The organism is Brevundimonas sp. NPDC058933 (genome assembly GCF_049315965.1).
Classification (GTDB): Bacteria; Pseudomonadota; Alphaproteobacteria; order Caulobacterales; family Caulobacteraceae; genus Brevundimonas.
In genome coordinates this window covers 487,238-513,875 of sequence record NZ_JBMOSL010000001.1, presented here as the reverse complement: position 1 = coordinate 513,875, position 26,638 = coordinate 487,238, and the positions used below count along the sequence as shown (strand labels likewise).

The following is a 26,638-nucleotide window of genomic DNA, read 5'->3' as shown; positions in this document are numbered from 1 at the left end:
AGCGAGGGGCTCACGGCAGGCGGCCGGAGCTGTCAGCTCCGGCCCGCCGCGTCATAGTCGATCAGACCGCCGTCCCGGGTCACGCTGAAACGTTTCAATGGTGAGGTGTCGAAGGGTTTGGCGAATATGGTCGAGACCTGCATCAGAGCGGCTTCGGCCTTTTCGACCGTAAGGGTCAGAACTATGAAACCCTTGGCCGACTGGTCGCAGAAGACGACCTCGTCGTTGGCCTGCATCAGCGCTGCGCCCAGAGGGAAGCCGCCCAGGGCGTCGCCGATGGAGGGGCTGGAGACGGCGCTGGTTCCGAACTCGACGGCGCGGCGCGTGCCGCCGGCGTCCTTCAGCTCATTGACCCAGAAGGCGTGGCTGTCGCCCGCCAAAACGATGGGCTGTACCCCGGCTTCGGCGAAGGCGGCGTACACGCGTTCGCGCCCCGCCGGATAGCCGTCCCAGGCGTCTAGGTTGAACGGCAACCCCATCCTGAAAAGGAACAGCGCTTGCTCGAACTGCTCGCGGAAGGCCTCGGGCGCCTGGGCGATCAGACCCTGGACCTGCTCGGGCGTCATGGTGCGTGAGACGTCGGGGCCGACGACGCGGGCGGTGACGACCTGATTGCCCAAGACCTGCCAAGGACGGCCGGCCGCCTTGGACGACGTCAGTTCCTGCGTCAGCCAGGCGCGCTGTTCGGCGCCCATCAGGTCGCGGGCGGGATCGTTCAGCTTGACGCGGAAGGCGTCGATATCCAGCACCGGCTCGCCGTCCGGTCCCGCCTTGGCCGTCAGGTCCTTGGCGTAGTCGAGCGGTTCGGTGCGACCGGTCAGGCGCGTCTCAACCATCATCAGGCTGGCCAGGTCGCCGAAGTGGAAGCTGCGGTTGATCGCTTCCTTCAGCGCGCCCTGCCCCGCCTCGCGGATCGGCATCCACTCATAATAGGCCTTCAGCGCCGCCGCCTTGCGCACGGCGAAATCGCCTTCGGTCTCGGGCTGGTGGTTCTCGGCCCCTTGCAGCCAGGCGTCATTGGCCGTTTCGTGGTCGTCCCAGACGCAGATGAAGGGCGCACGAGCGTGGGCGGCCTGCAAATCGGCGTCGGTCTTGTACTGGGCGTGACGGATCCGGTAGTCGGCCAGGCTGACGATCTCATGACGCGGCTCAGGCGCGCGGTTCAGCGCGGCGCCGGTGGCCATGCCATAGGCGTCGGCCTCGGCCCCGTATTCGTAGATGTAGTCACCCAGGTGGACCACGGCGTCCAGCGCCGGCAGGGCCGCGATGGCCTCATAGGCGTTGAACAGACCGCCGGGATAGAGCTGGCAAGACACCACGGCCAGGTTGACCGGCGTCACACCCTCGGCCGCAAGGGTGCGGGTGCGCCCCGTAGGTGAGCGGGTCTCGCCGACCGCGAAGTCGTAGCGATAGTCGTGGCCGGGACGCAGGCCCGACGCGTCAATCTTGACGGTGTAGTCGCGCCCTGGGCCCGTTTCAAACCGGCCCGACGCGACGACCTCGCGGCCCTCGCCGTCCAGCACCCGCCACGCTACGGATACTGGGCCGCTGAAGCCCGCGCTCGGCGTGACGCGCGTCCACAAGATTACCCTGTCCGTTCCCGGATCGCCGGAAGCGACGCCGTGGGCGAAGGCGACCGAGGCCGCCTCCGCCATCACCGGAGTCGCGCCGACGGCCGCCCCGGCCCCGAACAGGCCCAACAGGCCGCGACGGTTCATGGTCATGCTGGCGGCCCTCAGTAGCGAACGGTGAAGGCCGCGCCGAAGCTGGCGGGGCGTCCGGCGATGAAGGTCGGCAGGCCCAGCCCGTCGCCCGTATTGCCGGCGTCCTTGATGTATTCCTCGTCCAACAGGTTGTCGCCGAACACCTCGACGCCCCAGTTCCCCGAGGCCGGGGCGTAGCGGACCCGCAGGTTCAGCAGGCCGTAGCTGTCCTGGAACTCGTCCTGGGCCGTGTCGGCCACGAAGTTCTGGGTCTGCAGGGCCGGGATGTCGTTGTTGTCGTCGAAGAAGACCTTGGACTGCCAGGTATAGGTCGGTTGAATCTCGATCTCGCCGCCCGTCACCGGCAGACGCCAGATCGCGCCGATCGAGGCCATGTTGTCGGGCGACAGGCGGAAGCTGTTGCCGTCATACAGACCCGCCTCGAAGCGCGAGTGGTTGTAGCCATAGGTGCCGAACAGGTCGAAGTTGTCGGCGGCGGCCCAGAAGATCTGACCCTCGAAACCATAGGCGCTGGCCTCGCCCGCGTTCGTCGTGATGAAGCGGGTGCCTTCCTGAACCGTCGTCTGGAAGTTCTCATAGGCGTAGTGGAAAACAGCACCGTCGAGACGCAAACGACCGTCCATCAGCGCCGCCTTGGCCCCGATTTCGAAGCTGTCGACCGTCTCGGCATCGATGACCTTGAAGGTCGGCGCGCCCAGCGGGGCGGCCGGGCCGCTGACGCTCAGAACCTCAGGACGACGGCCCCGGGCATAGTTGGCATAGAGGCTGGCGTCGTCGGACAGGGCGTAGCGCGCCGTCAGGCGCCATGTGAAGCCGTCGTCCTCGTGATCCTCATAGACGAAGTCGCCGTTGTTGGCGGTGGGCTGCGCCGTCAGGCCGAACAGCGGCAGGACCGAGGCCGGCAGATTGACGGCATTCGCATTGGCCAGGCCGCCCAGCAGGGCCGGAACCTGGGCGGCAGGCACGGCTCCCTGCAGCACCGCCAGCAGCCCGCCCGCGATGGAGCGGCCGTTGGCGACCGAGCTGGCGTAGCCCGTGGTCTTGTCGTCGCGGGTGTAGCGAACCCCGCCCGCGAACTCGAGCCGGTCCGTGGCCTTGAAGGTCAGGTCGGCGAACAGGTCGTAGGAGGTCAGCTCGGCGCTGTTGATCGGGATCTCGATATGGGCCGACTTCAGGTTCGCCGCGATCGGCGCGGCCAGCGCCCCTGCCCCCAGCGGCGTCAGCGTCGCCTGCAGGAACTGCCTCGCCACCGTCGGATACTGGGAAATCGGCAGGGTGTTTTGACCGACCGCCGTCGGCGATCCGTCCAGCAGCCCGGCCAGTTGCGCCAAGGCGATGCGCTCGTCGAACTGGGTCGGGGTGCGCTGATAACCTTCCTCGCGGAACCAGCCGGCGCCGGCAAAGCCGGACAAGCGGCCGCCATCGTCCCAGTTCAGTCGAAACTCCTGGCTCCACTGTTCGCCATAGGCCTCCTCCGCCGCTGTCAGCAGCGGCAGCGACAGGCCGTCGGCGTCGAAGGTTTCGTAAGAGTCAAATTGACGATAGGCCGTGGTCGAGTTGAGCGATAGCGACGGGCTTAGCGTCCACTTCACCAGACCCGTCACGCCCCAGACCTTGCGGTCCAGACCCAGGCTCTTGCCGCCGTCGAAGGCGGCGCCTGGCGTCAGGGCCGCGCCGTCCCACGGCGCGCGGCCGCCCAGAACCGCGCCCGTGATTGGGTCAGCCGGATCATAGGCGATGGACTTGAACGAGGTACCGGTGGCGGCGTCAGTCTGATAGTTGGCGATCAGGTCTGCGCGCAGCGTGTCGCTCGGTGTCCAGGCGCCGGACAGGCGGAAAGCCTTGGTCTCGATGCCGTTGTAGTCCTCGCCGCCCAGCAGGTTTTCCACCGAGCCGTCGCGGGTCTTCATCCGCGTCGCCAGGCGCACGGCCGCGTTCTCGCCCACCGGCGCGTTCACGAAGCCCTCGACCAAGCGGTAGTTGTAGTCACCGGCCTCGGCGCGCATCTCAGCGCCGAACTGGCCCGGGCGGGCGCGGTTCTGCACGAGATTGACGGCCCCGATCAGGGCGCCACGACCATAGAGGGTCGACTGCGGCCCCTTGGCGATCTCGACCCGCTCCAGATCGAACAGCTCGACATAGGACCCGCGCGACTTGGAGATCGACACCCCGTCCTGGAAGACCGAAACGCGGGGCTCAGCCGTCGCCGCGCCCGAGTCCGAAGTGATGCCGCGCATTACGAAGCCGGGGTTGTTCGGCGACTGGTTCTGCACCAGGAAGCCGGGCACGAAGGCCGACAGCTGCTCGAACTCCTGAACGCCGAGGTTCTCAAGGAACTCTCCGCTGTAGGCCGTCAGGGCGAAGGGCACCTCAATGGGGTCCTGGGCGCGGAGCTGGGCCGTTACGACGACGTCATCGACCGTCGAGACGTGATCCGCTCCTGCGCTTTGCGCCTGGGCGGCGCCCGCCACCAGGCTGAAAACCGCCGCGCTGGTCAGCAGGACTGCCTTGTTTCTCACGCACTTCATCATCGCATCCCCCTTGAAGGTCCGGGGAGGCGTAGTGGGCGTCGGTGTCGGACCGGCGACGTCCCTGCAAATCCACAGTGAAGCTGAAGCCTCAGTTCGGCGACGACCAGTCAGAGGGCAAACCATATTCGCCCAATGGAAAAGGGAGGCGCCAGCCCGGCCCCTCCCTTTCCACGAGTTTACGGGCCGCGATTTCGCTAGTCCACAGTCAGAGCTTCTACGCGCGCCACGCCATCGGCGCCCTTGGTGAGCCGGAAAGCATCGAGTTCACGCCCCGTCGCGGTGAATGCGCGATAGGTCACGGCGTCCGGCGACACGTCCAGGGTCTGGAAGGTCTGGGTACGCGAGGCCGAGCGCGACGCCCAGCCCAGGTCGGCAACGGGGTACATCTTGGGTCCCGCGACTGATACGACGTAGGTCGAACCGCGATCGGACGGCTGGCTCGGGCCTGCATTGAGCATGGGGCCCGTGCCAATGGCTCCCCGCGCATAGCCGTGATCGTGGGCCTGCAGCACCAGATCGACGCCATACTTGTCGATCAAGGGTTTCAAGGCGTCGCGCACACGTGAGTTATCGCGATCCGGGTCGATCGAGAACAGGGGGAAGTGGAGGAAGAGCGCCGTCCAGCGGTTCGGGTTGTTGGCCAGAAGCCCGTCCAGCCAGCGCACCATCTCGGCTCGCATGGCCTCGTCGCCATGGAACAGGGGGGCATCGACCGAGATCAGACGCAGACCCTGATAGTCGACGGTCCAGGCCGTCTCCTTCAGCTTCTCGACGCCCGCCGGGCCGGTTTCCGGCAGGGTGTACTGACGCCGCCACTGAGGGTTCAGCACCGGGCCGCGGCCGTATTCGTGATTGCCCGGCGTCGGCATCTGCGGCGTCTGCGCGTAGAGGAAGCCGCCGGCGGCGAACCATTCGCCCCATTCGTTGTCGCTGTCGTGGCGGTTGATCAGGTCGCCGGCGTGGATGACGAAGGCGGCGTCCCCGGCCTTGCGGAAGGCCATCCTCATGGTGCGCGAGGCCTCGCTGAGGATGTTGTTCTGCATGTCCCCCATGTAGAGGAAGGTGAAGGGCTTGGCCGTCGTCGCCGCCGTGCGGAACTGCAGCCATTCCGACCAGAGCGCTCCGTCGCCGACGCGGTAGGCGTAGACCGTCTCCGGCTTCAGCCCCTTCAGCACGGTCGAATGATAGGCCGCCCGGAACTCGGCCGCCTCGCGCACGGCGATGGTCGCGTCGTCGGTGACGGCGGTCACGCGGACCGCCTGCTGGATGAAGTCGGGGCCGTCCTGGGCCTCGGCGTATTCGATGAAGCCGAGCAGGCCCGGCGCGGTGCGCCAGGTCACCGCCATCTCGTGCGCCGGATCGGCGGTCAGGTTCAGGATGATCCGTTCCGGCTGCTCGGTCGGAGGGACCACGGGCCGGTCCGAGGCCTGGACCGGCGCGGGTTCGGGACGCAGCGGCCGCTCCGCCGTCTGCGCCATCGTCTGTCCGCCCAGGGCCGCCAGCGCGGCCCCGAGCATCAGGGCGTGGGTCGTTTTCATGCTCCCCTCCCCGATCAGAAGACGTAGGTCAGGCCGACCGAGATCGACCGCCCGTTCTTGATGTAGGCGCGGCTGGAGCTCGTGCTGGCCCCGGCCGTGTACCAGTAGGTGTGGTTGTCGAAGAGGTTCTGCACCTGCAGCGAGGCTGTCGCCCCGTTCCACAGCTTGCGCCGCACGTTCAGGTCCACGAACTCGTAGTCCTGCTCATAGGGATTGTTGCCGAAGTCCTGGATGCCTTCGAGGAACTCCGACTGATAGCTGTAGGCGGCGTAGGCCTCCCAGCCGTCCCGCGCCCAGAAGATCTGAACATTGGCGACCGCCTCGGGCGTCTCCATCAGCGGCAGGGTGTAGCCCTGCGGGTGCCATGAAATGCCGGTCTCGGCCTCGGACTTCTGCAGCGTCAGGTTCACGCTGGCGCCCAGCGCCGACAGCGGACCCGGCAGCCAGTGGAAGACCTGCTGGGCGCTCATCTCGACGCCGTAAACCCGCGCCCACTTGCCGTTGTTCGGCTTTGAGACGGTCACGCCGTCGGGGCCGATGTTCACGCCCGAGGTCCCGTCGCGGATGTTCGACGACGAGGAGCGGTAAAGGAAGTTCTCGATGTCCTTGTAGAACAGGCCCAGCGAATAGGCCCCCGTGTCGCCGTTGTAGCGCTCGACCGACAGGTCGTAGTTGATCGCCTTCATCGGCTTCAGGTCCGGGTTGCCCTGCTCGATGGAGACCAGCAGCCACTCGTTCGTCGGGTTGACCGTGCCGTTACCGTCCGGATCGCTGTCGTAGCCATACTCGCGCGCAGAGGACATGCGGGCGATGTCGGGACGGGCGAAGCTGGTCCAGATGGCGGCGCGCACCTTGGTCCGGTCGTCCAGATCGTAGTTCAAGTGGATCGATGGCAGGACGTTGATGAAGTCGCTCTTGTCCGTCGCGTAATGCGCGCCCTGAACCTCGTCGAGGATATAGGCGTCGATCTCGTTGTTGGTGCTCTCGACACGCACGCCGCCAAGGATCTGCGCCTGACCGAAACGGGCCGTCGCCATCAGATAGCCGGCGAAGATGTCTTCCTTGAAGGTGAAGCTGTCCTCGCCGCTCAGTTCGGCGTTGCCGGGATCGGTGGCGAAGCCGTCGAAGAAGTCGCTGTCGCCCTCCATGGCGCGCTGCAACTCGGCCAGCATGGCCTCGTTGTCGATGACCGTGCCCAGGCGATAGAGGCCAGAGTATTCGCCGTCGAACAGGCTGGTGACCGCCTTGCCGTAGAAGCGCGAGAAGTCCGCCAGGGTGCCTTCGGCGTCCAGATCCAGGAACTCGCCATTATAGGTCGAGCGTTTGGAGCTGTAGAACTTGCCGCCCATCTTCACCGCTTCCAGCCAGGTCGAGACCGGACGCCATTCGACGTTGACCTGGCCCTGCCACAGCACTTCTTCGGCCCCGCCGATCTCACCCGACAGACCGGCGAAGTCGTACTGGGCGTTGTCGTGGATCGCCGCCATGCCGGCGTCGTTCAGCACCCATTTGGGAAAGCGGCTGTCGCCGAAGTTGACGACGTCGACGCCCTTGTTGCCCAGCCAGCCATACTTGTCGCTGCGGAACTCCATCTCGTAGCTGTCGTCGATATTGTCCTCGGACTTGGCGTAGGACAGGTCGTAGTCGATGGTGAAGTCACCCCCACGGCTGACGCCGCCCAGGTTCAGCGACATCAGCGAACCCGTCTCGCGCGAGCCTTCCCAGAAGCGGCGCAGGCGGAAGCCCTGCGGGTCCCAGGTCCCCGAGGCGCCGTCGAGCGAGTAGTAGGAACGGGTCGAGCGGTCGGCGTCGGTGATGCGGCCGTCGCGGTCGCGGTCCACAATCTGGGCCGTGGTGTAGCTGTAGATTCGCCCCAGCTTGGCGTCCGTGCCGATGATGGCGTCATCCGGCCGGGCCAGACCGGTCATGGCCTTGTCGACCTGGGTCAGGCGGGTCGAGTTCTTGCCGGTGTCGTTGCGAAAGTTCAGGCGATTGCCGAACTCGTCTTGGGTGTATTCGTTGAACTGGCCGCGCAGGTGAAAGTCATGAGCGTCGCCGCGATAGTCGAGGCTGGCGTTCAGGCCGCGCCGCTCCACCTCGGTCTCGCCGAAGGCCAGGTCCATGCCGCGCATGACGAAGGTTTCGGGATCCCAGCCCAGGGTCTCGCTGTCGGCATACCAGACCGAAGGCTGGTTATCGCCGTCCACGCCGTTCTGCTCGAACTGCGACTTGCGGCGCGACCAGCTGCCGGTGACGAACAGGCCCCAGTTGTCGTTGAACTGGCGTCCGAACGAGCCGGCGATCTCGCCCGACTTCTCGTTGTCGAACTTGTCCAGCATCCCGGCCGAGGCCGATAGGACGCCATAGGTGGCGTCATGGTCGAAGGCCGTCGGCGTGCGGATGTCGATCGACCCGCCCAGGGCGTCGCCGTCGCGATCCGGCGTCAGGCTCTTGATGACGGTGATAGAGTCGATGCCTTCCGGCGGCAGAAAGCTGAGGCGGACGCCACGATAGAAGTTGTCATCGCGCGAGCCGGTCCCGCCCATGCGGACGCCGTTCATTGTGTAGTTGTTCAGCTCGGTCGACAGGCCGCGGATGGTGATGCGGTCGCCCTCGCCCGTCGTGTGATTGCGTACGGCGTTGACGCCCGGCAGGCGCGACAGGGATTCAGCCACGTTGTTGGCCGGCAGGTCGCCCATGTCGTCGGCGCTGATGACGTCGGAGATGAAGTCGGCCTTTCGCTTGGCGTCCAGCGACCGGCGCAGGCCCGCCGCATAGCCGACCACCTGAACGTCCTCGACCTCGAAAGCTTCAGGAGAAGCGACGCTAGCTTCATCAGATTGACGCACCAGGGTCAGCACGCCGCGCACCTCCCGCGCCTCGACCCCCGATCCGGCGATCATCCGACGCAGCGCCTCACGCGACGTCATCGCCCCCGAAACGGCGTTGGAGGTCCGTCCCCGCGTAAGCGCGGGATCAAAGACGATCTGCAGCCCCGTATCGCGTGACAGGGTCTGCAGCGCCCGGCCAAGGTCCTGGGCCGGAATGGCGATGGCGACGCGCGCCTCGGCGCTGCTGGTCGCCTGCCAGGCGTAGGCAGGCGCGGCGACAGACGCCAGAACAGCGACGGCGGCCGCCGTGAGGAGGCCGGTCTTGTGGATACGCATTCGATAGATCCCCTTCGATCGAACTTGATCGTTACGGGGTTAGACGGCGACCGAAGACGTCCTGACACCTGTCATGAAAACTTGCTCTCAAGGTCGCTTAACCTTCTGATATTTCAAATTGATCCGCCTGCTGACGAGTCAGCTTGAAGCCGTGGATCCTTACCATGGCGGCTAGGGCGTCTTCCGGCCGGTCATAGGCGAAACGGCCGCTGATCAGCGCGCGCCCTACAGTCGGACCCGACAGTGTGACCTGGACGCCTGTGGCGCGCTCCAGGTCCTCGACCACGCTGGCCAACGTCGCTTCGTCAAATTCCAGCCAGCCTTTGGCCCATGAGGGCACGTCGGTCTCCGGCTCCGGGCGTATCAGGGTTGTCCGTTCGATCACACCGCCCGACACCAATGCTCGCTCGCCGGCGAGGATCTTCATCGTCATGCCCCGGTTCGACACTACCCGGACGCTCCCCTCGAACACCACGACCTCGACCATCCTGCCTTCGGGCGTTCGGCGCTGATCGACATTGAAGCGGGTGCCGACGGCGGTGACGCGCACCCCGTCAACCTCGACCGAAAAGGGTCGGCTTCTGTCAGGCGCCACTTCGAAAAAGCCCTCGCCTTTCAGGCGCAGAACCCGTTCGTGCGCGCCCAGATCCACACGCACTTCGCTCTGTCCGTTCAGCCGAACTGCCGAGCCGTCCGCAAGGGCGATGGGCTCCGGCGCACCGCGCCTCCCCACGATCAAATCGCCCCGAGACGACAGGCCGCCGCCGATCAGAACGACGGCCGCCCCTATCCCGGCTGCCAAAGCGGCGCCTGCTATCGCTCCGCGCGGTCGCAGTCCGAGAGACCTTCGCGACGATCGTGTGTGCGCGACGCGTTGCGTCGCCCAGATCACGGCTGCGTCCTCAAGCAGCGCCTCGTGCCGCCGTAGAAGGTCTGCTCGGTCTGGTCGCCCGTCCAACCATTGATCCAGCGCCGTCTGCTGAACTTCGGACCAACCGGCGTCGCGGCGCATGTCCGCCCACAACGCAGCGTCGCGGTCGTCCCTGGGGTTTACAGATCTAGTCGACATGGCGGCCCTCCGCCGTCTGGCGCAGCGTCTGCGCCGCGCGGCTGTAATGCTTCTGCACCGCCTCTATGGACAGCTTCAGATCGCGGGCGATGGCCTCGTACGTTTCGTCGCCTGCGCGGCGCCTCACAAAAACCTCCCGCCGCAAAGGCGGCATGGCCTCCAGCGCTTTCTGGCACAGCTTCAGCCGCTCACTCATGTCCAACGCCTCCAGCGGCGTCGCCCCGCTGTCGATAGGAAGCTCGGCCTCGCCGAGGTCGTCGATCGGCACGCTGGCGACACGTCGCCCGCGATCGATCAGAATATTGCGCGCTGCACGCATGGCGTAGGACAGCGGGTCCGTAATCAGGGTTTCGCGGGCCCGCACCAGCACGCGCATGATCGCCTCCTGCGCGACGTCCTCGGCGTCGCCCGCAATCGCCAGACGTCGCCGGACATAGGCCAGAAGCACCCGATTCTGCGCCGCGAGCGTCCGGCCCACTTCCTGTTCGTGACTGATCACACGCGACACTCCCCCACGAAGCGTGGCTATAAGCAGCCGATGTGACAAAGGCGATAAATTTCAATGTCGGTTTGAAAGCGTCGCCACCCTCTCGCCAAAGCCAGGCGGGCCGCGCCCATGTGTGTCCATGGATCGGTCGTTACTTTGGGAATGGACGGCGCTAGAGAACCGTCAAACTCGGGAGCGGTGCATGAGCCACGAACACCAAGAACACGACGAGGACGGCGGCGGCTTCGATATCGACGACTGGTCGCGGCTGAAGCCCTTCACAGGGGTCGTGGCGACTCTGGATGATGTTCAGGCTCGCAGGGCCATTTTCGCCCTCGGCGAAACCGAAGACGCCAGACCCATCGCAATGGACCTGCCGCAGCCGCTCATCTGGTGGGAAGACGACGGCGAGCAGGCCGCCGTGGCCATACAGGCTGAAGCGCACATCGGGCCCGACGGCGAGACTATGGAGGTTCTCGGCCTGATCCTTCCCGACGGAAGCGGAGCGGTCGCCCTCATGGACGACGTCGATCTGGTCGATGATACCGATCCGACATGGCGCCATCTGGTCGCCAATGCGGTCGACGCCGCCGACAGCTACGAAGGCTAGTCAAGGTCGTCGCTCCCGCAGGATGGCGATCCCGCGGGAGATATCAGACGTGTGGCCGCGACCTAGAAGTTCGCCGTCACGCTCAGGGTCACAGTCCGCGGCGCGCCATAGAAGCCGATCACGGAATCGCCCGTGATGGCGCCTGGGAAGTTGTATCCCCCTGCGCGATACCGCTCGTCAGACAGGTTCCGCCCCGCCAAGCTGACGCGATATCGTGCATCTTGCGCCGTCCACATCAGGGTGACGTCGTATAGCCAGTAGGCCCCTTGGTCGAGCAGCGGGATAGCCGTCTCGAACATCTGGGTCGCGCCGCGATAAGAGGCCATCGGCGTGAAGATCAGAGAGCCCCGATCGCCCAGATCGACGCTGTATGGCAGCGCGATATTGGCGGTCCAATCGGGGGTATTCTGGAACTCGCGCTGATCAGCCATATTTTCACGCTTGCCAGTCAGCGGATTGAACGTGACGAACTTGTTGAACTTGGCGTCCAGGTAGCCCAGCGTCAGACGCGGGACGAAGCTGTCAGTGACCCTCGCGCTCGCCTCCAGCTCCCAACCCCAGATCTCGCTGGAGCCGGCGTTGTCGACGAAGCTGACGACCGAGGCGGGCGGGATGAAGAACTGCGAGGTGATCTGCTGGTCGGTGTAATCCGACTTGAACAGTGCCGTAGCGAAGTTGATGCGATGATCGAGCAGCGAGCCTTTCAGCCCCAGCTCATAGGTATCGACCAGTTCCGGCTGATAGCCGTCGATCGTCTCGGGATAGAGTGAGGCGTCGCCGCGCATGTCGAAGCCGCCTGACTTGAAGCCTCGTCCGTAGGAGGCGTAGCCCGTCAGTTCCGGCGTGAACCTGTAGCTGGCGCTGATCCGCGGCGTGAACTCGGAATAGGTGTCAGAGTTGGTGTAGTCCGTCGAAGGGCGTCCCGCCGGAATGGCCGCGCTGTTGCCGAAGAACGGGCTCTTTATGCCCAGATAGTTCTGTCGAAGCTGATCAACGCTCTTCTTGTCCTGGGTCCATCGACCTCCGACCGAAAGCGATAACTGGTCCGTAAGATCATAGCTGAAGTCGGCGAAGACGGCGAAGCTCTCGGTGTCCACCTTGCCGCCGGTGAAGGTTGTCAGACCCGCCGGCAGGCCGGGCCCCATGCTTGGATACAGTCCAATGACCGTGTCGAACGCGCCTTCAGCGGAAGCATCCATGTAGAAGACGCCTGCCACCCCCTGCCAACGCTCGCCTTCGAACAGCAGTTGGAACTCCTGAGTGAACTGGCTGTCGGCATAGTAGCCGGGGATATCCAGGATGGGCTGCGGCAGGCCATCAAAGTCGATGCCGTCTCCCTTGGTGTCGCCATCGCGCCAGGCCGTAACCGACTTGAAGGTCAGGATGTCATTGACGTTCCATTCTCCCGCGAGCGACAGGCCTCGGGTGCGAACATAGCCTTCGTCGCCAATGCCGGCGCGAGTGTCATAGATGCCGTCAGTCGTCGGCGCCTTGAGGCGATAGCCGTGACGGGCGTTGGAGTCGTCCTCGGTGATGTCCCCCGCCAGGCGGAAGAACAGGTTGTCGGCAGGGGTCCATTCGACACTGAGGCGGCCCGCCGTGACGTCCTTGTTGTAGTGATCGGCGCCCGTAGTCAGGTTCGTGCCATAGCCGTCGCGTGTGTATCGCGCGATCGCGCCGCCGACGCGCAGTGTCTCGGTGATCGGCGCGGAACCCGAAGCGATCAGATCAACCTGATTGTAGCTGCCGTAAGCGCCTTTCAGGCTCAACTCCGGGTCCTGGCTCAAGCGTTTGGTGACGTATTTGATCGCGCCGCCGATGGTGTTTCGACCATAGAGAGTGCCTTGCGGTCCCCGCAGAACCTCCAGCCGCTCGATGTCAAAGATATCCAGAACCGCGCCTTGCGGACGAGCCACGTAGACGTCGTCGACATAGAGACCGACACCCGGCTCGAAGCCCCACAAAGGATCCTGCTGGCCGACGCCGCGGATAAAGCTGGTCAGGGTGGAGTTTGTACCGCGCGCGATCTGGACCGTGGCGTTTGGCGTCTGCTGCTGCAAGGTGGTGATGTCGGCGGCGCCGGTCTGTTCCAGCCGCTCAGCGCTGACAGCGGTGACCGCGACCGGCACGTCCTTCAGGGATTCTTCGCGGCGCCGCGCCGTGACGACCACGTCGTCGATACTGGAGGCCTGCTCGGTGTCTGGCGTCTGCTGGGCCAAGGCCGGCGCCGCGCAAAGCGAGGCCGTGATGAAGGCGCTGGTCATCAGCGCCAGACGCAACTGTCCTGTCGATCGCATTCTCGTTTCCTCTCCACGCGGTCGTTTGGTCGCCGCTGATCTGTGTTGGCCTGACGGTGGTCCGCGAACGGCCTCGCTGTCAACATCATTCATTTGCTCGTGAATGATGTTTCATAATGCGGCTCGACAGCTGACCGAGCGTTGTTCATTCTCAAGTGAACGAGCGTGGCGAAGATCGCGCCTCAAGGGACGGATTTATGGATCAGATCAATCTGGCCGCGACCTCGCCCGTCGTGCGCACCCCGTCTGGCGACCTGCGCGGTCGTCGCGAAGGCCCGGCGAACGTGTTTCGCGGCGTACCCTATGCCGCCGCCCCGGTTGGCGACCTGCGCTGGAAGGCGCCGCAGCCGTTTGCGCCCTGGGACGGCGTGCGCGAGGCGGCGGATTTCGGCCCCTCAGCCCCTCAGGCCGGCCCGTCCGACGTGGCCGACATCGTCTCCATTGGCGGAGCGCCCGAACCGACCAGCGAAGACTGCCTGACGCTGAATATCTGGGCTCCTGCCGAGATCACGCTTCCAGCACCGGTCATGGTCTGGCTCCACGGCGGATCCAACAGGATGGGGGCCGGCTCCCTGCCCTTTTATGACGGCACAGCATTCGCCCGGGACGGGGTGGTGCTGGTCAGCGTCAACTATCGCCTGGGGCAGCTCGGCTTCTTCGCTCATCCGGCCCTGACTGCCGAGGCCGCTCCTGACGAGCCCTTGGGCAATCAAGCCCTGCTGGATCAGATCGCGGCGCTGGAATGGGTGCGCGATCACATATCCGCCTTCGGCGGGGATCCCGCCAACGTCACTCTGTTCGGGGAGTCGGCCGGCGGCCTCGACATCCTCGCTCTCATGACGGCGAAGCGGGCGCGCGGGCTGTTCCACAAGGCCATCGTCCAGTCCGGCGGCGGCTGGCTGCCCGCGACGCCGCTGAAGGCCGCTCAAAGACGCGGCGTCGCAACCGCGACCGCTCTCGGCCAGATCGCCCCTGCTCCGTCAGCCCTGCGCGCCATTCAGCCTGAACGCCTCGCGGCCATCGAAGGCGCGTTCGGCCCGGTCATCGACGGCCGGCTTCTGGACCGCGACCCGATCAGCGCCTTCGCACGCGGTGACTTCGCCGACGTGCCGCTGATGATCGGGGTCAACAGCGGCGAGGATTCCCTGCTCAACTACGGCGGCGGACTGAAACGTTTTGGCAAGTTGATCAAGCCGAACGTGGCGCTTGCCCGCCTCTATCCCCAGGCGAACGTCGACGAGGAGCAGTTGATCCGCCTCGGCTTCCGCGACTTCGCCTTCGCCGCCCCCGCGCGTTGGATCGCCTCGCGCCCCCGCCAGTCGAAGGCCTGGCTCTACGCCTTTGACTACGTGGAAGAAGCCCGGCGCGAGACCATGCCGCGCGCCGCCCACGCCGCCGAAATCTTCCACGTCTTCGAGACCCTGGACGCCCGCCCCGACGGCGCCCCGCCCGCGACGGAAGCTGACCGAGCCGTCAGCGCCGCCATGCACGTCCGCTGGATCGACTTCGCCAGAACGGGCGCGCCGGGCGCGGATTGGCCCGCCTATGTCCCCGCCGACGACGCCTGGATGGTGTTTGGCGACACGCCCGGCGGCGACGTGCGGCGCGGTTGGTGGAAGGCGGCATTGGACCATCATGGGCGCAGGGGTGGACTGCTGATCCTCCTGCTGCGCGGGCGGGATCGCCTGAGAACCCTTTTCTCGGCTAAAGTCGTCCGATGACCCCGACCGAGACCAGGCCGCGCTCGAAAGCACCCGCAAAGGCCAAGGGGCCACCGAAACCCAAGGCGCAGCGCCGCGAGGAGACGACGACCCGCATCCTCGATGTGGCTGAGGCCCTGTTCGCGCGCGACGGCCTTCACGGCGTCACCCTGAAGGCGGTAGCCAAGGAGGCGGGGGTCGATACGGCCCTGCTGCACTATTATTTCGACGACAAGAACCGGCTGTTCTCAACCGTCTTCGGCCGCCGCGCCGAGGTGGTGAACAGGCTGCGCCTCGACAGTCTGGATCGCTATGAGGCCGAGCACGGCGACGCCATGACCGTGCGCGGCGCCATCGACGCCTTCCTGCGCCCGCTATTCGTGCTGTTCGACAACGGTGACAAGGCGTGGCTGAACTATGCGGCCTTGGTGGCCCAGGTAAACAACACCCCGGTCTGGGGCGGCGACACCATGCACAAGCATTTCGACCCAGTGATCGAACGCTTCATCGGCGTGCTTAAACGCATCGCGCCCGACACGCCCGAGCGTCAGATCTACTGGTTCTATCACCTCTTGTCAGGATCCCTGACGCTGTCGCTGGCGCAGACAGGTCGTATCGACGTGCTGTCCGGGGGCCTGTGCAAGTCGTCCGACATGGGCGCCATCTGCGACGCCATGGAAGCCGTCTTCACCGGCGGATTTGAGGCCATCCGCCAAGCCTAGTTTGCCGAGGATCAAAGGGTGAAGCGACCGCTCCACCCGTCGAATGCGACCTCAACGTTGTCGGGAAGTTTTTTCTTTAGGGCGCGGTAATCCAGATCAATATGCAGATTTGTCAGAACCGCCCTGCCGACCCCGACGCGTGCGATCCATTCCAATGTCCTGTCGACGTGAGCATGGGTCGGATGGGGCGTGTAGCGTAGCGCGTCGACAATCCAGAGGTCAGCGCCCCGCACCGCCTCAAGCGCCGCCTCATCCAGATCAGACACGTCACTGGAGTAGGCGACCGGCCCCAGCCGATAGCCCACAGAGCGGATTGGCCCGTGCTCCTGATCGAAGGTGACGACTGGAATCCGCCCTCCTGCGCCATCAATGCCCCAAGCCTCGCCGTGCGGCGGAATGCGCTGACCTTCCAGAATGGCCGGATAGCCGTGATGGCTCTCGAAGATATAGTCGAACCGTTTGGTCAGGGCGTGATGGGTAGCCGGGTCCATCCAGGCCTGGATGCGCCGCCGCGCTTGGATGGCGAAGACCCTCAGATCGTCGATCCCGTGGGTCTGGTCGGCGTGGTCGTGGGTATAGAGGACGGCGTCGACATGGCGGATTCCGGCGGCCAGCGCCTGTTGCCGCAAGTCTGGCGAGGTGTCGATCAGGACGCTGGTGGTCCCGTTCGGCCCATGACGTCGCGCCAACATGGAACAGCGGGTGCGTCGGTTCTTGGGCTCGCCCGGATCACAGTCGCCCCAGTCGCCGTCGCCACGCGGCACGCCGCCGGACGAGCCGCAACCGAGGATGACGATTTCCAGTTCGCCCGCCTCGCTCATTCGGCAGGCCGGGGGATGCGGTCGAACAGGGCGAAGAAGGCGTCGGTTGTGCGCTGCTCGGCCTCCTGCGGCGTCCAGCCCCGAACTTCCGCGAGCTTTTGCAGCACCAGTCCGACATAGGCCGGTTCGTTGCGCCGCCCACGATGCGGGATGGGCGCCAGATAGGGGCAGTCCGTCTCGACGATTATGCGGTCCCCCGGCATCCGACGAATGACCTCGCGTACATCTTCCGCCGCCTTGAAGGTGGCGATGCCGGAAACGGAGAACCATGCGCCGAGTTCCGCTGCCGTTTCAGCAAGTTCGATACCGCTCGTGTAGCAGTGCATCAACAGTTTGAACGGCCCCTTGGCGTGTTCCTCACGCAGGATGGCGGCCATCATGTCGTCGGCCTCGCGCGTATGCACAACCAGCGGCAGACCGGTGCGGCGCGCAGCGTCGATGTGCTGGCGGAAGACTGCTTCTTGCTCGTCGCGCGGGCTGAGGTCGTAATGGAAATCCAGGCCGCACTCGCCAATGCCGATGACGCGCGGACGCTGCGCCAAGGCGACCAGCTCGTCGGCGGTCAGTTCGATGTGGTCCTTGGCCTCGTGCGGGTGAGCGCCGACGGTGCACCAGATGTCGTCGTGCGCCATGGCCAAGGCGTGGGTGGCCTCAAAGGTCGACAGCTTGTCCGAAATCTCGACCATCAAACGCACGCCCGCCTCACGAGCACGGGCGATGACTTCGTCGCGGTCCTCGTCGAACTGGTGGGCGTGCAGGTTGACGTGACTGTCGATGATCATTGAATGGCCTTGGTGCGGGCGATGTCGGCCAGGGCGCCGGCCAGGACGTCTGCGCGGTCCAGATTGATGGCGGCCGTGCGGTCCGGCAGCTCGGCCAGCCGGGCCCAAAGTTCAGCCCAGCGCGCGCCTTGGCCCGCCGGAGCCTCAAGCGCCCTCGCTTTCACCGCCGCGATCAGACGATCCATCAGCGATTCAAACCGAATCTGACCTTCTGCGCCCCGGAAACCGTCAGCGACGGCCAACTGCTCTGCTCTGTCGACGGCGGCCCCGAACACCCAACTACGGGCCAGGGCGTCGACCTCCTGCATCGTGCCCGACGACAGGGCCAAGGCCGCGCCGGGCGAGCCGCCGGCCATGTCGGCGGCCAGTCGCGCGTCGTCGGGTTCGGCGCCCGTGCGGTTGCGTACCAGGGTCTCCAGTTGGTCCGGCGTCCAGATCGGGAAGCTGAGACGACGGCAGCGCGAACGGATCGTCGCCAGCAGCCGACCCGGCGCATGGGTCGCCAGAAACAAGACGCCGCGCTCAGGAGGTTCCTCAAGAATCTTCAGCAAGGCATTGGCCGCATTGACGTTCAGATCGTCGGCAGCGTCAATGATGGCCACGCGATACTGGGCCTGAGACGGGCTCTTGGCGAAGAATCCGGGCAGGTCGCGCGCCTGATCGACCGAGATGGTCTTCTTCTGCTTGCCGCCCTCGACCAGCCGCTCCAGCACCAGCAGATCGGGATGGGACTGGGCCGACACCAACTGGCTGACAGGATCATAGGGGGAAGCCCCCAGCGGCCCGCGCGCGGGATCGGGGGCGGCGCCCAGCAGGCGGCGCGCGGCGCGATAGGCGAAGGTGGCCTTGCCGGAGCCTTCTACGCCGCACAACAGCCAGGCATGGTGCAGCCGGCCCCGGTTCAACGCGTCGAGAAAGGCCTCTTCGGCCGCGACGTCCGGGACCAGGTCGAACCGGTCACGCGGGTGTTCGCTCACAGCAGCCGCTCGGACACGGCGTTCCACAGGCGTTCGGAAACGGCCTCGAGTTCGCCCGTAGCGTCAATCACGACACAGCGTTCCGGGTGACGGCGCGCCACGCCCAGAAAGCCCTCGCGAAGCTTTTGGTGAAAAGCCAGCCCCTTGGATTCGAACCGCGTCTCGAACAGGCCGCGGCCAAAGGCGCGCTCCAGCCCGACCTCGACCGGCAGGTCGAACACCAGGGTCAGGTCCGGCTGGTCATCGGCCACGATGGCGGCGTCCAGGGCTTCGATCAGGGTCTCGGACGCACCGCCCCCCGCCCCCTGATAGACGCGGCTGGAATCGGCGAAGCGATCACAGACGACCCATTTGCCCTCGTCCAGGGCTGGCCGAATGGTACGCTCCAGATGGTCCGAACGCGCGGCGTACATCAGCAGGGTTTCAGTGCGGGGCGACCAGCGCTCGGCGTCCCCCGCCACGACGATGTTTCGGATCACCTCAGCGCCCGGCGATCCGCCCGGCTCGCGCGTCTGGATGGCGTCAATACCACGCGCGCGCAGTTGTTCGACCAACAGGCGCGCCTGAGTGGTCTTGCCGGCCCCCTCGCCGCCTTCGAATGTGATGAACTTACCGCGTTGCACCCGCGCACAATGGCGAGCGCGGCGCGACAGGCAAGCCTTAACCGCCCGATATCAACAGGGCGTCGCCAAACCCGCGTGCGATAACGGCCTGACGGGCCTGTTCGGCGGCGTTGGCGTCCGGCCAAGGGCCAACGATCACGCGAAACAGGAACTGCCCGTCGCTGCGAATGTCTTGAACCGAGGCTCGGTCGCCTAACCGTTCGGCGATTCGCCTCGCAGCGCGGCGGTCGGAATAGGCCCCGGCCTGCACCCAATAGGCCGATGCTTCCGAAATTACCGGCGCTGAGGGCGCCACGGCCCCTGCGGTAGGCGTCGGTTTGGCCGCGGACGGAGCGGCTTCCGCACGCCGCATCGTAGCGCCGCCTCCGGTTCTGGGCGCGCGCCCCACATAGCGCACCCGCACTTCTCCCACGCCCTGTGACAGCAGGCCGAGTTCCTCAGCCGCCGCGCGCGACAGGTCGATGATCCGGCTGTCGACGAACGGGCCCCGGTCATTGACGCGCAAAATGACGCGACGTCCGTTGGCGCGGTTGGTCACCTCGACCAGGCTCGGCAGAGGCAGAGTCTTGTGCGCCGCTGTCAGCGCGGCCATGTCGAACCGCTCGCCGGTCGAGGTGGGACGGCCGTTGTGCTGCGCCCCATACCAGGACGCCAGGCCCACCTCGTCATAGTTCGGCTGTTCGGCCGGTCGGTACCAGCGGCCCCGGATCTGATAGGGCCTCATGGTGCCGGAAACGATGGGCGCGGGATCGGTCACGGCCGGAGGGCGCAGCGGCGCGTCACGCCCTCCCCCAAAACTGGCGCAGGCCGCCAGGGTGGAAAAGGCGGCGGCGATCAACGCGCCTCTCAGCAATCTCGCCATCATGGCCATACGCACTCCGGTTCACTCGAAGTGATCATCACCGAGGAGGTTTCCGGTTTGGTTAACAAGGCGTTTGGGCTATGCGTCCCCGCATCACGGCGACGCCTTCGCGCCCGCGTCCAGTTTTTGAAGCGAGCGCCTTGAAACCTTCTCTCTATCAGACCCGCTCAGGAGTTTTCGCCCTGGCGACCCTGTGCTGCATCCTGTGGGGCAGCGCCTATCCGGCCATCAAGAACGGCTATGCCCTGTTGCATATCGCGCCGTCGGACATCGCCAGCCAGATGCTGTTTGCAGGGTGGCGGTTCGCGCTCGCCGGCGCGATACTGTTGCTTGTCGCAGCGGCGCTGAAGAAGCCGGTCCTGGGCTTGAGCGCGCAGCAAGTCCGTCAGGTCGCCCTGCTCGGATTGACCCAGACAGCGATCCAATACGTTTTCTTCTATGTCGGCCTCGCCCATGCGACGGGGGTGAAGTCGTCGATCATGAACGCCACGGGCGTTTTCTTCAGCGTGGTTCTGGCCCACTTCATCTACGCGAATGACAGGCTGGGTCTTCGCAAGCTGCTCGGGTGCGTGATCGGCTTCCTTGGCGTGGTCGTGGTCAATCTCGGCGGCGGCGCGCTGGGCTTTGATTTCAGCCTGCTGGGCGAAGGCTTCGTCATTATCGCCGCATTCGTTCTGGCGGCGGCTTCGATATACGGAAAGCGCTTATCGAATGACATCGACCCGATGGTGATGACGGCATGGCAGTTGTTCATTGGCGGCGTCGTTCTGACGGGGCTGGGCATGGCTGGCGGGGGTCGTCTGGAGGCGCTCAACCTGCAATCCGGCGGCCTGCTCCTTTATATGGCGCTTCTTTCCTCGGTTGCATTCGCGGTCTGGAGCCTTTTGTTGAAACATAATCCGGTCGGCCTGATCGCGGCATTCAACTTCCTGATTCCCGTGTTCGGGGTGGCCCTGTCGGCCATATTCCTCGGCGAATCCCTGCTGAGGTGGAGCTATCTGGCGGCGCTGGTTCTGGTCTGCGTCGGCATCTGGCTGGTGACCCGCCCTCCCGTACCCGCCGCAAGCTGACCACTTACGCGGCGTGACTGCGCTTTCTGCTTGGGCGGCGGCGAACTTGCCGCTATGCACGCCTCCGCGCGCTGTCTCGACTCGCGCTGGACAGGTGGCCGAGTGGTTTAAGGCAGCGGTCTTGAAAACCGCCGTAGGTGAGAGCCTACCGTGGGTTCGAATCCCACCCTGTCCGCCACGGCTCAGTCGGCTCGCTGTCCCGCCGATCACGCTCGAAATACAGAACTCGAATTTTTTCCCTCAAAGGAAGAACCGCGGCCCAGCTCACGACTTGCCGCTTAAGGAGCGAAGGCTCTTTCCGGCGAACCAGAAAGAGCCTCGATTTTATAAATTATGTGTCGTAAGTTACGCGCCTTATAAGCAAGGCCTGACCTAAAACCTAAAGGTCAGGAAGGTCCCGAGGTAGGACTGGTCCTCGGCCGTGCCCGTTTCCTTCAGGAAGTCGCCGGCCTTGGTGTAGTTGGCAACGCCCATCAGCGAGACGTAGGGCGTCAGCGCATAGCGGGCGAAGACGCCGGAGCGCCAGCCGACGTAGGAGGACTGACCTTCATTGGCCCCGCGCAGCACCATGCCGGACAGGGCATAGAGGCCGTCGTCCTTGCTTTGACGCCAAAGGCCGGCGGTATTGGCGCCGAGCGTCAGCTTGGGCGACGGACGCACCATCACCTCGGGCTGCAGCAGCACCATGTTGGCGAAGCCCAGATCGGTGCGCAGGGCCGCCGGCTGCGGGAACAGGGGATTGAAGCTGTTCAGCTTGCCGTCGTTGGGATCCTTGTCGCCAGAGCCGACATCCAGGCGCACGGCCAGGCGCGGCGACCACTTCACGCCCGAGAAGGTGCGGCCGCCGACGGCCGAGATGAACCAGGCGTCAATGTCGAGGTCGCGGAACGAGCCCCACTGTTTGACCGCCTCGACCTCATAATCCCAGGGCGCGACCTTGCCGGTCAGCCGCACCGACAGGGTGTCGCGGTCGTCGCGGCCCGCGACCTGACCGTCAAACGGCGTCACCAGACGGTCGGTGTTGGCGTAGAGCAGTTCCAGCTTCGGCGCCGTCGCCCCCTGCCCCAGGGTCTTGGCGGCCGTCGCGCCATACAGGCGATAGTCGAAGTTGGTGGCGTCGTCCCACGAGGCCTTGCCTTCCCGCAGAGCGTAGCCGGCGAAGGCGCCGCCGCTCCAGCCGGTCGGGCTGTCATACAGGACCCGCACCATGTCCAGCGCCATGCGGGCGTTGGCCCCCTCGCGCATGTCGAACAGGCGGAAGCCGCCCTGGCCGAACTCCTGACGGCCGGCACGGACGCGTAGACTTCCACCGCCCAGATCGGTCCTGGCCTCAAGGAAGGCCTGATGCAGGTCGGTACGGTTTTCCTCGATCACCGGCTCGCCGCTGTCGAGGCCCGAGGTGCGGGCGTCCTGCACGTCGACGAAGGCGCGCAGCGATGACCCCAGGTTCAGTTCTCCCCAAAGACGGGCGCGGGTCTGGAAGTCGCCGCCGGTGTCCTGGGGACCGCGACCGAAGCGTTCATTGTCACGGTTCTCCGCGCGGAACCGCAATTCACCGCCGAAGCTGGCCCAGACGGGGCTGCCCTCGCCGCCGACCGGCACGTATTTGAACTTCGACCAGGTCGACGTGCGCTTGGCCGGGTCGGCCAGATAGGCGTAGCTCTCGTCGTGGTTGATCAGCTTGAACGGCGGCGGCGCGGCCGGGGTCGCGGGAGCAACTGTCGGAGCCGTCTGGATCGGCGCCTCGGCGGTGGCGGGCACGGGGGCGTGCGAAAGCAATGCGGCGGCGGCCGCAGCAGCGATACTCATGGATTTCCTCCGGGAAAGGGCGCGGTTGGCTCCGCGCTCGGTTCGATTGGGGTGATGGATTACTCGGCGTCGGGCTGTCGGCCCGGGACGGCGTTCTGGAAGGCGGGTAGTTCGAGGCAGGCGGCCTCCAGCGCCAACAGGCGCGGCCAGCGCACCTCGACGCCGAAGCGACGGGCGTTGCCCAGTTGCGGCACAATGCACAGGTCGGCCAAGGTCGGAGCGTCGCCGAAAGCGAAGGGTCCCGGCTGGCCGGCCAGCAGCTTGTCGACGGCTTCGAGGCCCTCCTCGATGACGGTGGCGGCCCAGGCCTGGACCTGCTCCTCCGCCAGACCGAAGTCACGCAGGCGTTGCAACACCTTCAGGTTCTGCACCGGGTGGATGTCGCAGGCGACGGCCTGGGCAACCGCCCGAACCTTGGCCTTTTGCACCGGATCGGCGGGCAGCAGCGACGGCGCGGGCGAGACCTCGTCGAGGTATTCGATGATGGCCAGCGACTGGGTCAGGACCGCACCGTCGTCGGTGACGAAGGCCGGCAGCAGGCCTTGCGGGTTAAGCGCCAGATAGTCCGGCGCCCGCTGCTCGCCCTTGCGCAGGTGGTGGATGACCTGCACGGCCTCCAGTCCCTTGAGGCCAAGGGCGATACGAACCCGCCAGGAGGCCGTGGAGCGGAAATAACCGTGCAGGATCATGGGTCAGACTCCGGCGCGACGACGCACGCCGCCGAGGGTGAAGACCGCGATCGAGGCGATCACGGCGGGGATCACGGCCAGCAGGATCAGGTTCTGCGGGCTCCAGCCGGCGGCCAGCAATACGCCGCCGACCAAGGGGCCGACGATGGCGCCGATGCGGCCGACGCCCAGGGCCCAGCCCACGCCGGTGGCGCGGATGGCGGTCGGATAGACGGCGGCGGTCAGGGCGTTGCAGCCGATCTGGGCGCCGACGACGCCGAAGCCGGACAGGGCCGCGCCGAGCAGAAGAACCGTCAGATTGGTGCCGCCGAAGGCCAGCAGGGCGATGAAGGCGGCCGAGGCGGCATAGGCCGAACCCAGGACGACATAGGGGCTGAGCTTGTCGATCATCCGCCCCAGAACGATGGCGCCGACGACGCCGCCCATGTTCAGGGTGGCGGTGGACAGGATGGCCATGCTGAGCGGCAGACCGGCGCCCTTCAGCAGGGTCGGCAGCCAGTTCACCAGGAAGTACATGACCAGCAGGTTCATGAAGAAGGCGACCCACAGCAGCAGGGTCACCGGCGTGCGGCCCTCACGGAACAACTGGAAGACCGAGAAGCCCTTGGCGGCCGACGTCTGCTCGTGCTTCAGACCGGCGATGAACTCGCCGACCGAGGCGTCAGGGTCGATCTTCTTCACGATGGGGGCGATCTTGTGCTCCGGCGCGCCCTTGGCGACCATGAAGCGCACCGATTCCGGCAGCATGAAATAAAGCACCGGCAGCAGCAGCAGCGGCAGGACGCCGCCGACCACGAAGACCGAATGCCAGTCCCAGGTGGCGATCAGCCAGGTCGAGACCAGGCCGCCGATGGTCGAGCCCAGCGGGAAGCCGCAGAACATGACCGTCACCAGGGTCGCCCGCAGGCGGGCCGGGCCGTATTCGCTGGTCAGGGCGATGATGTTGGGCATGGCGGCGCCCAGACCGACGCCGGTGATGAAGCGGTAGATCAGCAGCTCGTTCATCGAGGTCGAGAAGGCCGTCAGCAGGGCGAACAGGCCGAAGATGAAGGTCGAGATCAGGATGACCGTCTTGCGGCCAAACTTGTCCGCCGCCGGGCTCAGGGTGAAGGCGCCGACCGTCAGGCCCAGAAGGCCGATGGCGAAGATCGGGCCGAACGCCGACGGGGCCAGACCCCAGTCCTCGGCGATCTTGGGCGCGACGAAGGCGATCGACTGGGTGTCGAAGCCGTCGAGCATGGCGATGATGAAGCACAGCGCCGTGACGCCGAACTGTAGCGGGCCGAATTTGGCCCGGTCGATGACGGCGTTGCCGCCCCCCTCACCCATGGCTGCCATATGTGTCGTCCTCCTGCGGAGGGCGCGTCTGTCGCGCGCCTCTCCGTGTGTTGATGATGCGTGTGAAAAGGGATCAGGCGGCGGGCGGGCCGACCTTGATGTTGAGCGGGGTCAGGCCGTCGATGGCGACCGTCATGGCGTCGCCAGGAACCACCGCGCCGACGCCTGCGGGGGTGCCGGTGTAGATCAGGTCGCCAGGCTGGATCTCCCACAGGCCCGACAGGTAGGCGACGATGTCCGCCACCGGCCAGATCAGGTCGGCCAGGTCCGCTGACTGCTTGACCTCGCCATTGACGGTCAGTTCGATCTTGCCGTGTTCGGGATCAAAACCTTCGCCCGCCTTGTGGATCAGGCCCAGCGGCGACGACTGCTCGACGTTCTTGCCCGTGTCCCACGGACGGCCCTGGGCGCGAGCCTCCAGCTGCAGATCGCGGCGCGTCATGTCCAGGCCAGTGGCGTAGCCCCAGACGTGGTCCAGCGCGTCCCGGGCGGCGATGTTGCGACCGCCCTTGCCGATGGCGACGACCAGTTCGGCCTCATAGTGGAAGTTCTCGGTCTTGGACGGGTAGGCGATGGTCGCGCCGTCCAGCACGACCGTCTCGGCCCAGGCGGTGAAGAAGAAGGGCGGCTCGCGGTCCGGGTCGCGGCCCATTTCGCGGGCGTGGGCGGCGTAGTTGCGGCCGACGCAGAAGATGCGGCGGACCGGGAATTCGTCCCCGGCGTTGGTCGGGGCAAGCACGGGCGCTTGCGGTTGGAACAGCAGGCTCATGCGTTCTCTTCCTTGTAGAGGTTCAGTTTTTCCTGGCAGGCCTTGTCGGAGTATCCGAACAGGACCAGTCGGCTGGCCGCCTTGAAGGCGACCGATTTCCACGACGGCGCGACGACGATGTCGCGCGGCTTCAAGGCGATGGTCTCGCCCTCGATGACGGCCTCGCCCGTTCCTTCCACCACCACGAAGATGGTCCCTTCGGTCGAGCGCCGCGGCTTGCTCTCAAAGCCTTGCGGCAACAGGCGCACATGGGCCGAGATGGTGGCCATGATCGGCCCGCCATTGATCGGGTTCATGAACTCCAGAGCGTGACCGAGATGCGGGTCGATCTCAGCGCCGCCCTCGGCCATGGCGTCCAGCGCGGGCCGCCACTCGGCGTAAGGGTAGTGGAACAGCGGCTGATGCGCCGGGCGACGGTCCGCCGTGTGTCCCTTCAACGGACGCATGTTGCGTCCATAACGGTTCAGGCTGTCGCCGGCCGGGGCCTGTTCGGGGAACTGGTCCTCGGCGTAACCCTCGGCGAAGCTGGCGTCGAAATGGCGGACGGTGGGGATGTCGAGGCCATCCAGCCAGATCATCGGCGTATCGGTCGGGTTGCCGTGGTCGTGCCACTGGCCGCCCGGCGTCAGCACCAGATCGAACGGCCGCATCACCGCCTTCTCGCCGTCCACCGAGGTATAGGCGCCCGAGCCTTCCATGACGAAGCGCAGGGCGCACTGGGCGTGACGGTGAGCGGGCGCGATCTCGCCCGGCAGGATCAGTTGCAGGCCGGCGTAGAGGCTGGGCGTGATCGACGACAGGCCCGGCAGGCCGGGGTTTTCCAGGATCAGCACCCGGCGCTCGGCCTGCTTGGCGCTGATCAGGTCGCCCGCCCTCATCAGATAGTCGCGGGCCTTGTCATAGGACCACTTGTGGACCTTGGCCGGCGAATCCGGTTTGGGCAGGACCAGGGCCGACAGCTTCTCCCACAGCGGATAGAGGCCTTCCGGCTCCATCTGCTCATAGAGGGCGTTCAGCTGGTACTGCTGGTCGTTGGACAGGACTTCGGTCACG

At 65.9% G+C, this 26,638-nt stretch carries 21 protein-coding genes and 1 tRNA gene; 5 read left to right on the top strand and 17 right to left on the bottom strand.

Annotated elements, in window-relative coordinates; genetic code table 11:
* Positions 1–32 precede the first annotated feature (32 nt).
* The 6 genes from ACOZBP_RS02445 to ACOZBP_RS02420 form a co-directional block, all read right to left on the bottom strand.
* Positions 33–1,724: an alkaline phosphatase D family protein gene (locus tag ACOZBP_RS02445; protein ID WP_422674871.1), complete on the bottom strand. Its 1,692-nt coding sequence runs from the start codon at positions 1,722–1,724 to the stop codon at positions 33–35.
* 11 nt (positions 1,725–1,735) lie between these two features.
* A complete protein-coding gene (locus ACOZBP_RS02440) occupies positions 1,736–4,252 on the bottom strand; it encodes a TonB-dependent receptor (RefSeq protein ID WP_422674870.1) in 2,517 nt (838 codons plus the stop codon).
* Between the two features lie 197 nt (positions 4,253–4,449).
* Positions 4,450–5,793 carry a fibronectin type III domain-containing protein gene (locus ACOZBP_RS02435; protein WP_422674869.1) on the bottom strand — a complete coding sequence of 448 codons (1,344 nt, stop codon included), beginning with the start codon at positions 5,791–5,793 and terminating at the stop codon, positions 4,450–4,452.
* A 14-nt stretch (positions 5,794–5,807) separates the two neighbouring features.
* Positions 5,808–8,960, bottom strand: coding sequence for a TonB-dependent receptor (locus ACOZBP_RS02430; protein WP_422674868.1), 3,153 nt, complete (start codon positions 8,958–8,960; stop codon positions 5,808–5,810).
* Positions 8,961–9,057: 97 nt separating this feature from the next.
* On the bottom strand, positions 9,058–9,762 hold the full coding sequence (locus ACOZBP_RS02425; protein ID WP_422674867.1) for a FecR family protein: 705 nt from the start codon (positions 9,760–9,762) through the stop codon (positions 9,058–9,060).
* A gap of 256 nt (positions 9,763–10,018) precedes the next feature.
* Positions 10,019–10,528, bottom strand: a complete 510-nt coding sequence (locus ACOZBP_RS02420) for an RNA polymerase sigma factor (RefSeq protein WP_422674866.1) — start codon at positions 10,526–10,528, stop codon at positions 10,019–10,021.
* Positions 10,529–10,718: 190 nt separating this feature from the next.
* Here ACOZBP_RS02420 and ACOZBP_RS02415 point away from each other — a divergent pair, with 190 nt between their 5' ends.
* Positions 10,719–11,126 carry a hypothetical protein gene (locus ACOZBP_RS02415; protein WP_422674865.1) on the top strand — a complete coding sequence of 136 codons (408 nt, stop codon included), beginning with the start codon at positions 10,719–10,721 and terminating at the stop codon, positions 11,124–11,126.
* A 62-nt stretch (positions 11,127–11,188) separates the two neighbouring features.
* Here ACOZBP_RS02415 and ACOZBP_RS02410 read toward each other — a convergent pair whose 3' ends face one another.
* Positions 11,189–13,423 carry a TonB-dependent receptor gene (locus ACOZBP_RS02410; protein ID WP_422674864.1) on the bottom strand — a complete coding sequence of 745 codons (2,235 nt, stop codon included), beginning with the start codon at positions 13,421–13,423 and terminating at the stop codon, positions 11,189–11,191.
* 197 nt (positions 13,424–13,620) lie between these two features.
* Between ACOZBP_RS02410 and ACOZBP_RS02405 the strand changes: the two genes are divergently transcribed.
* Complete coding sequence (locus ACOZBP_RS02405) at positions 13,621–15,144, top strand: carboxylesterase/lipase family protein (RefSeq protein ID WP_422674863.1); 1,524 nt, start codon at positions 13,621–13,623, stop codon at positions 15,142–15,144.
* The gene (locus ACOZBP_RS02400; RefSeq protein WP_422674862.1) at positions 15,141–15,845 is read left to right on the top strand and encodes a TetR/AcrR family transcriptional regulator; all 705 of its coding nucleotides are present in this window, start codon (positions 15,141–15,143) and stop codon (positions 15,843–15,845) included. The genes ACOZBP_RS02405 and ACOZBP_RS02400 overlap by 4 nt, the downstream gene beginning before the upstream one ends.
* A gap of 11 nt (positions 15,846–15,856) precedes the next feature.
* Here the strand turns inward: ACOZBP_RS02400 and ACOZBP_RS02395 are convergent, their stop codons facing one another.
* Genes ACOZBP_RS02395 through ACOZBP_RS02375 form a run of 5 tightly spaced genes read right to left on the bottom strand, consistent with a single transcriptional unit; the run spans position 15,857 to position 19,913 of the window.
* A complete protein-coding gene (locus tag ACOZBP_RS02395) occupies positions 15,857–16,666 on the bottom strand; it encodes an MBL fold metallo-hydrolase (protein WP_422674861.1) in 810 nt (269 codons plus the stop codon).
* On the bottom strand, positions 16,663–17,448 hold the full coding sequence (locus tag ACOZBP_RS02390) for a TatD family hydrolase (RefSeq protein WP_422674860.1): 786 nt from the start codon (positions 17,446–17,448) through the stop codon (positions 16,663–16,665). The genes ACOZBP_RS02395 and ACOZBP_RS02390 overlap by 4 nt, the downstream gene beginning before the upstream one ends.
* A complete protein-coding gene (locus ACOZBP_RS02385; RefSeq protein WP_422674859.1) occupies positions 17,445–18,425 on the bottom strand; it encodes a DNA polymerase III subunit delta' in 981 nt (326 codons plus the stop codon). Before ACOZBP_RS02385 ends, ACOZBP_RS02390 begins: the two co-directional genes overlap by 4 nt.
* Positions 18,422–19,048 (bottom strand): dTMP kinase, encoded by a 627-nt coding sequence (gene tmk / locus ACOZBP_RS02380; protein WP_422674858.1) that lies wholly within the window; start codon positions 19,046–19,048, stop codon positions 18,422–18,424. Before tmk ends, ACOZBP_RS02385 begins: the two co-directional genes overlap by 4 nt.
* Positions 19,049–19,085: 37 nt before the next feature.
* Positions 19,086–19,913, bottom strand: a complete 828-nt coding sequence (locus ACOZBP_RS02375; protein ID WP_422674857.1) for a septal ring lytic transglycosylase RlpA family protein — start codon at positions 19,911–19,913, stop codon at positions 19,086–19,088.
* Positions 19,914–19,990: 77 nt separating this feature from the next.
* Between ACOZBP_RS02375 and ACOZBP_RS02370 the strand changes: the two genes are divergently transcribed.
* A complete protein-coding gene (locus ACOZBP_RS02370) occupies positions 19,991–20,980 on the top strand; it encodes a DMT family transporter (protein WP_422674856.1) in 990 nt (329 codons plus the stop codon).
* An 88-nt stretch (positions 20,981–21,068) separates the two neighbouring features.
* A tRNA-Ser gene (locus ACOZBP_RS02365) sits at positions 21,069–21,158 on the top strand.
* A 194-nt stretch (positions 21,159–21,352) separates the two neighbouring features.
* Here the strand turns inward: ACOZBP_RS02365 and ACOZBP_RS02360 are convergent.
* The 5 genes from ACOZBP_RS02360 to gtdA all read right to left on the bottom strand — a co-directional run bounded on the left by ACOZBP_RS02360 (position 21,353) and on the right by gtdA (position 26,637).
* On the bottom strand, positions 21,353–22,789 hold the full coding sequence (locus ACOZBP_RS02360) for an alginate export family protein (protein ID WP_422674855.1): 1,437 nt from the start codon (positions 22,787–22,789) through the stop codon (positions 21,353–21,355).
* Positions 22,790–22,848: 59 nt separating this feature from the next.
* Positions 22,849–23,478 (bottom strand): maleylacetoacetate isomerase, encoded by a 630-nt coding sequence (gene maiA, locus ACOZBP_RS02355; protein WP_422674854.1) that lies wholly within the window; start codon positions 23,476–23,478, stop codon positions 22,849–22,851.
* Positions 23,479–23,481: 3 nt separating this feature from the next.
* Positions 23,482–24,816, bottom strand: a complete 1,335-nt coding sequence (locus tag ACOZBP_RS02350) for an MFS transporter (protein ID WP_422674853.1) — start codon at positions 24,814–24,816, stop codon at positions 23,482–23,484.
* A 73-nt stretch (positions 24,817–24,889) separates the two neighbouring features.
* Positions 24,890–25,585: a fumarylacetoacetate hydrolase family protein gene (locus ACOZBP_RS02345; protein WP_422674852.1), complete on the bottom strand. Its 696-nt coding sequence runs from the start codon at positions 25,583–25,585 to the stop codon at positions 24,890–24,892.
* Positions 25,582–26,637, bottom strand: a complete 1,056-nt coding sequence (gtdA, locus tag ACOZBP_RS02340; RefSeq protein ID WP_422674851.1) for a gentisate 1,2-dioxygenase — start codon at positions 26,635–26,637, stop codon at positions 25,582–25,584. The genes ACOZBP_RS02345 and gtdA overlap by 4 nt, the downstream gene beginning before the upstream one ends.
* Between the last annotated feature and the right edge of the window lies 1 nt (position 26,638).

Coding starts and splice junctions, on each gene's coding strand:
- ACOZBP_RS02345 (WP_422674852.1), bottom strand. CDS start 25,585: ATGAGCCTGCTGTTCCAACCGCAAGCGCCCGTGCTTGCCCCGACCAAC.
- ACOZBP_RS02395 (WP_422674861.1), bottom strand. CDS start 16,666: ATGAGCGAGGCGGGCGAACTGGAAATCGTCATCCTCGGTTGCGGCTCG.
- ACOZBP_RS02440 (WP_422674870.1), bottom strand. CDS start 4,252: ATGAAGTGCGTGAGAAACAAGGCAGTCCTGCTGACCAGCGCGGCGGTT.
- ACOZBP_RS02375 (WP_422674857.1), bottom strand. CDS start 19,913: ATGATGGCGAGATTGCTGAGAGGCGCGTTGATCGCCGCCGCCTTTTCC.
- ACOZBP_RS02370 (WP_422674856.1), top strand. CDS start 19,991: ATGCGTCCCCGCATCACGGCGACGCCTTCGCGCCCGCGTCCAGTTTTT.
- ACOZBP_RS02435 (WP_422674869.1), bottom strand. CDS start 5,793: ATGAAAACGACCCACGCCCTGATGCTCGGGGCCGCGCTGGCGGCCCTG.
- ACOZBP_RS02360 (WP_422674855.1), bottom strand. CDS start 22,789: ATGAGTATCGCTGCTGCGGCCGCCGCCGCATTGCTTTCGCACGCCCCC.
- ACOZBP_RS02400 (WP_422674862.1), top strand. CDS start 15,141: ATGACCCCGACCGAGACCAGGCCGCGCTCGAAAGCACCCGCAAAGGCC.
- ACOZBP_RS02390 (WP_422674860.1), bottom strand. CDS start 17,448: ATGATCATCGACAGTCACGTCAACCTGCACGCCCACCAGTTCGACGAG.
- maiA (WP_422674854.1), bottom strand. CDS start 23,478: ATGATCCTGCACGGTTATTTCCGCTCCACGGCCTCCTGGCGGGTTCGT.
- ACOZBP_RS02410 (WP_422674864.1), bottom strand. CDS start 13,423: ATGCGATCGACAGGACAGTTGCGTCTGGCGCTGATGACCAGCGCCTTC.
- ACOZBP_RS02415 (WP_422674865.1), top strand. CDS start 10,719: ATGAGCCACGAACACCAAGAACACGACGAGGACGGCGGCGGCTTCGAT.
- ACOZBP_RS02405 (WP_422674863.1), top strand. CDS start 13,621: ATGGATCAGATCAATCTGGCCGCGACCTCGCCCGTCGTGCGCACCCCG.
- ACOZBP_RS02445 (WP_422674871.1), bottom strand. CDS start 1,724: ATGACCATGAACCGTCGCGGCCTGTTGGGCCTGTTCGGGGCCGGGGCG.
- ACOZBP_RS02430 (WP_422674868.1), bottom strand. CDS start 8,960: ATGCGTATCCACAAGACCGGCCTCCTCACGGCGGCCGCCGTCGCTGTT.
- ACOZBP_RS02350 (WP_422674853.1), bottom strand. CDS start 24,816: ATGGCAGCCATGGGTGAGGGGGGCGGCAACGCCGTCATCGACCGGGCC.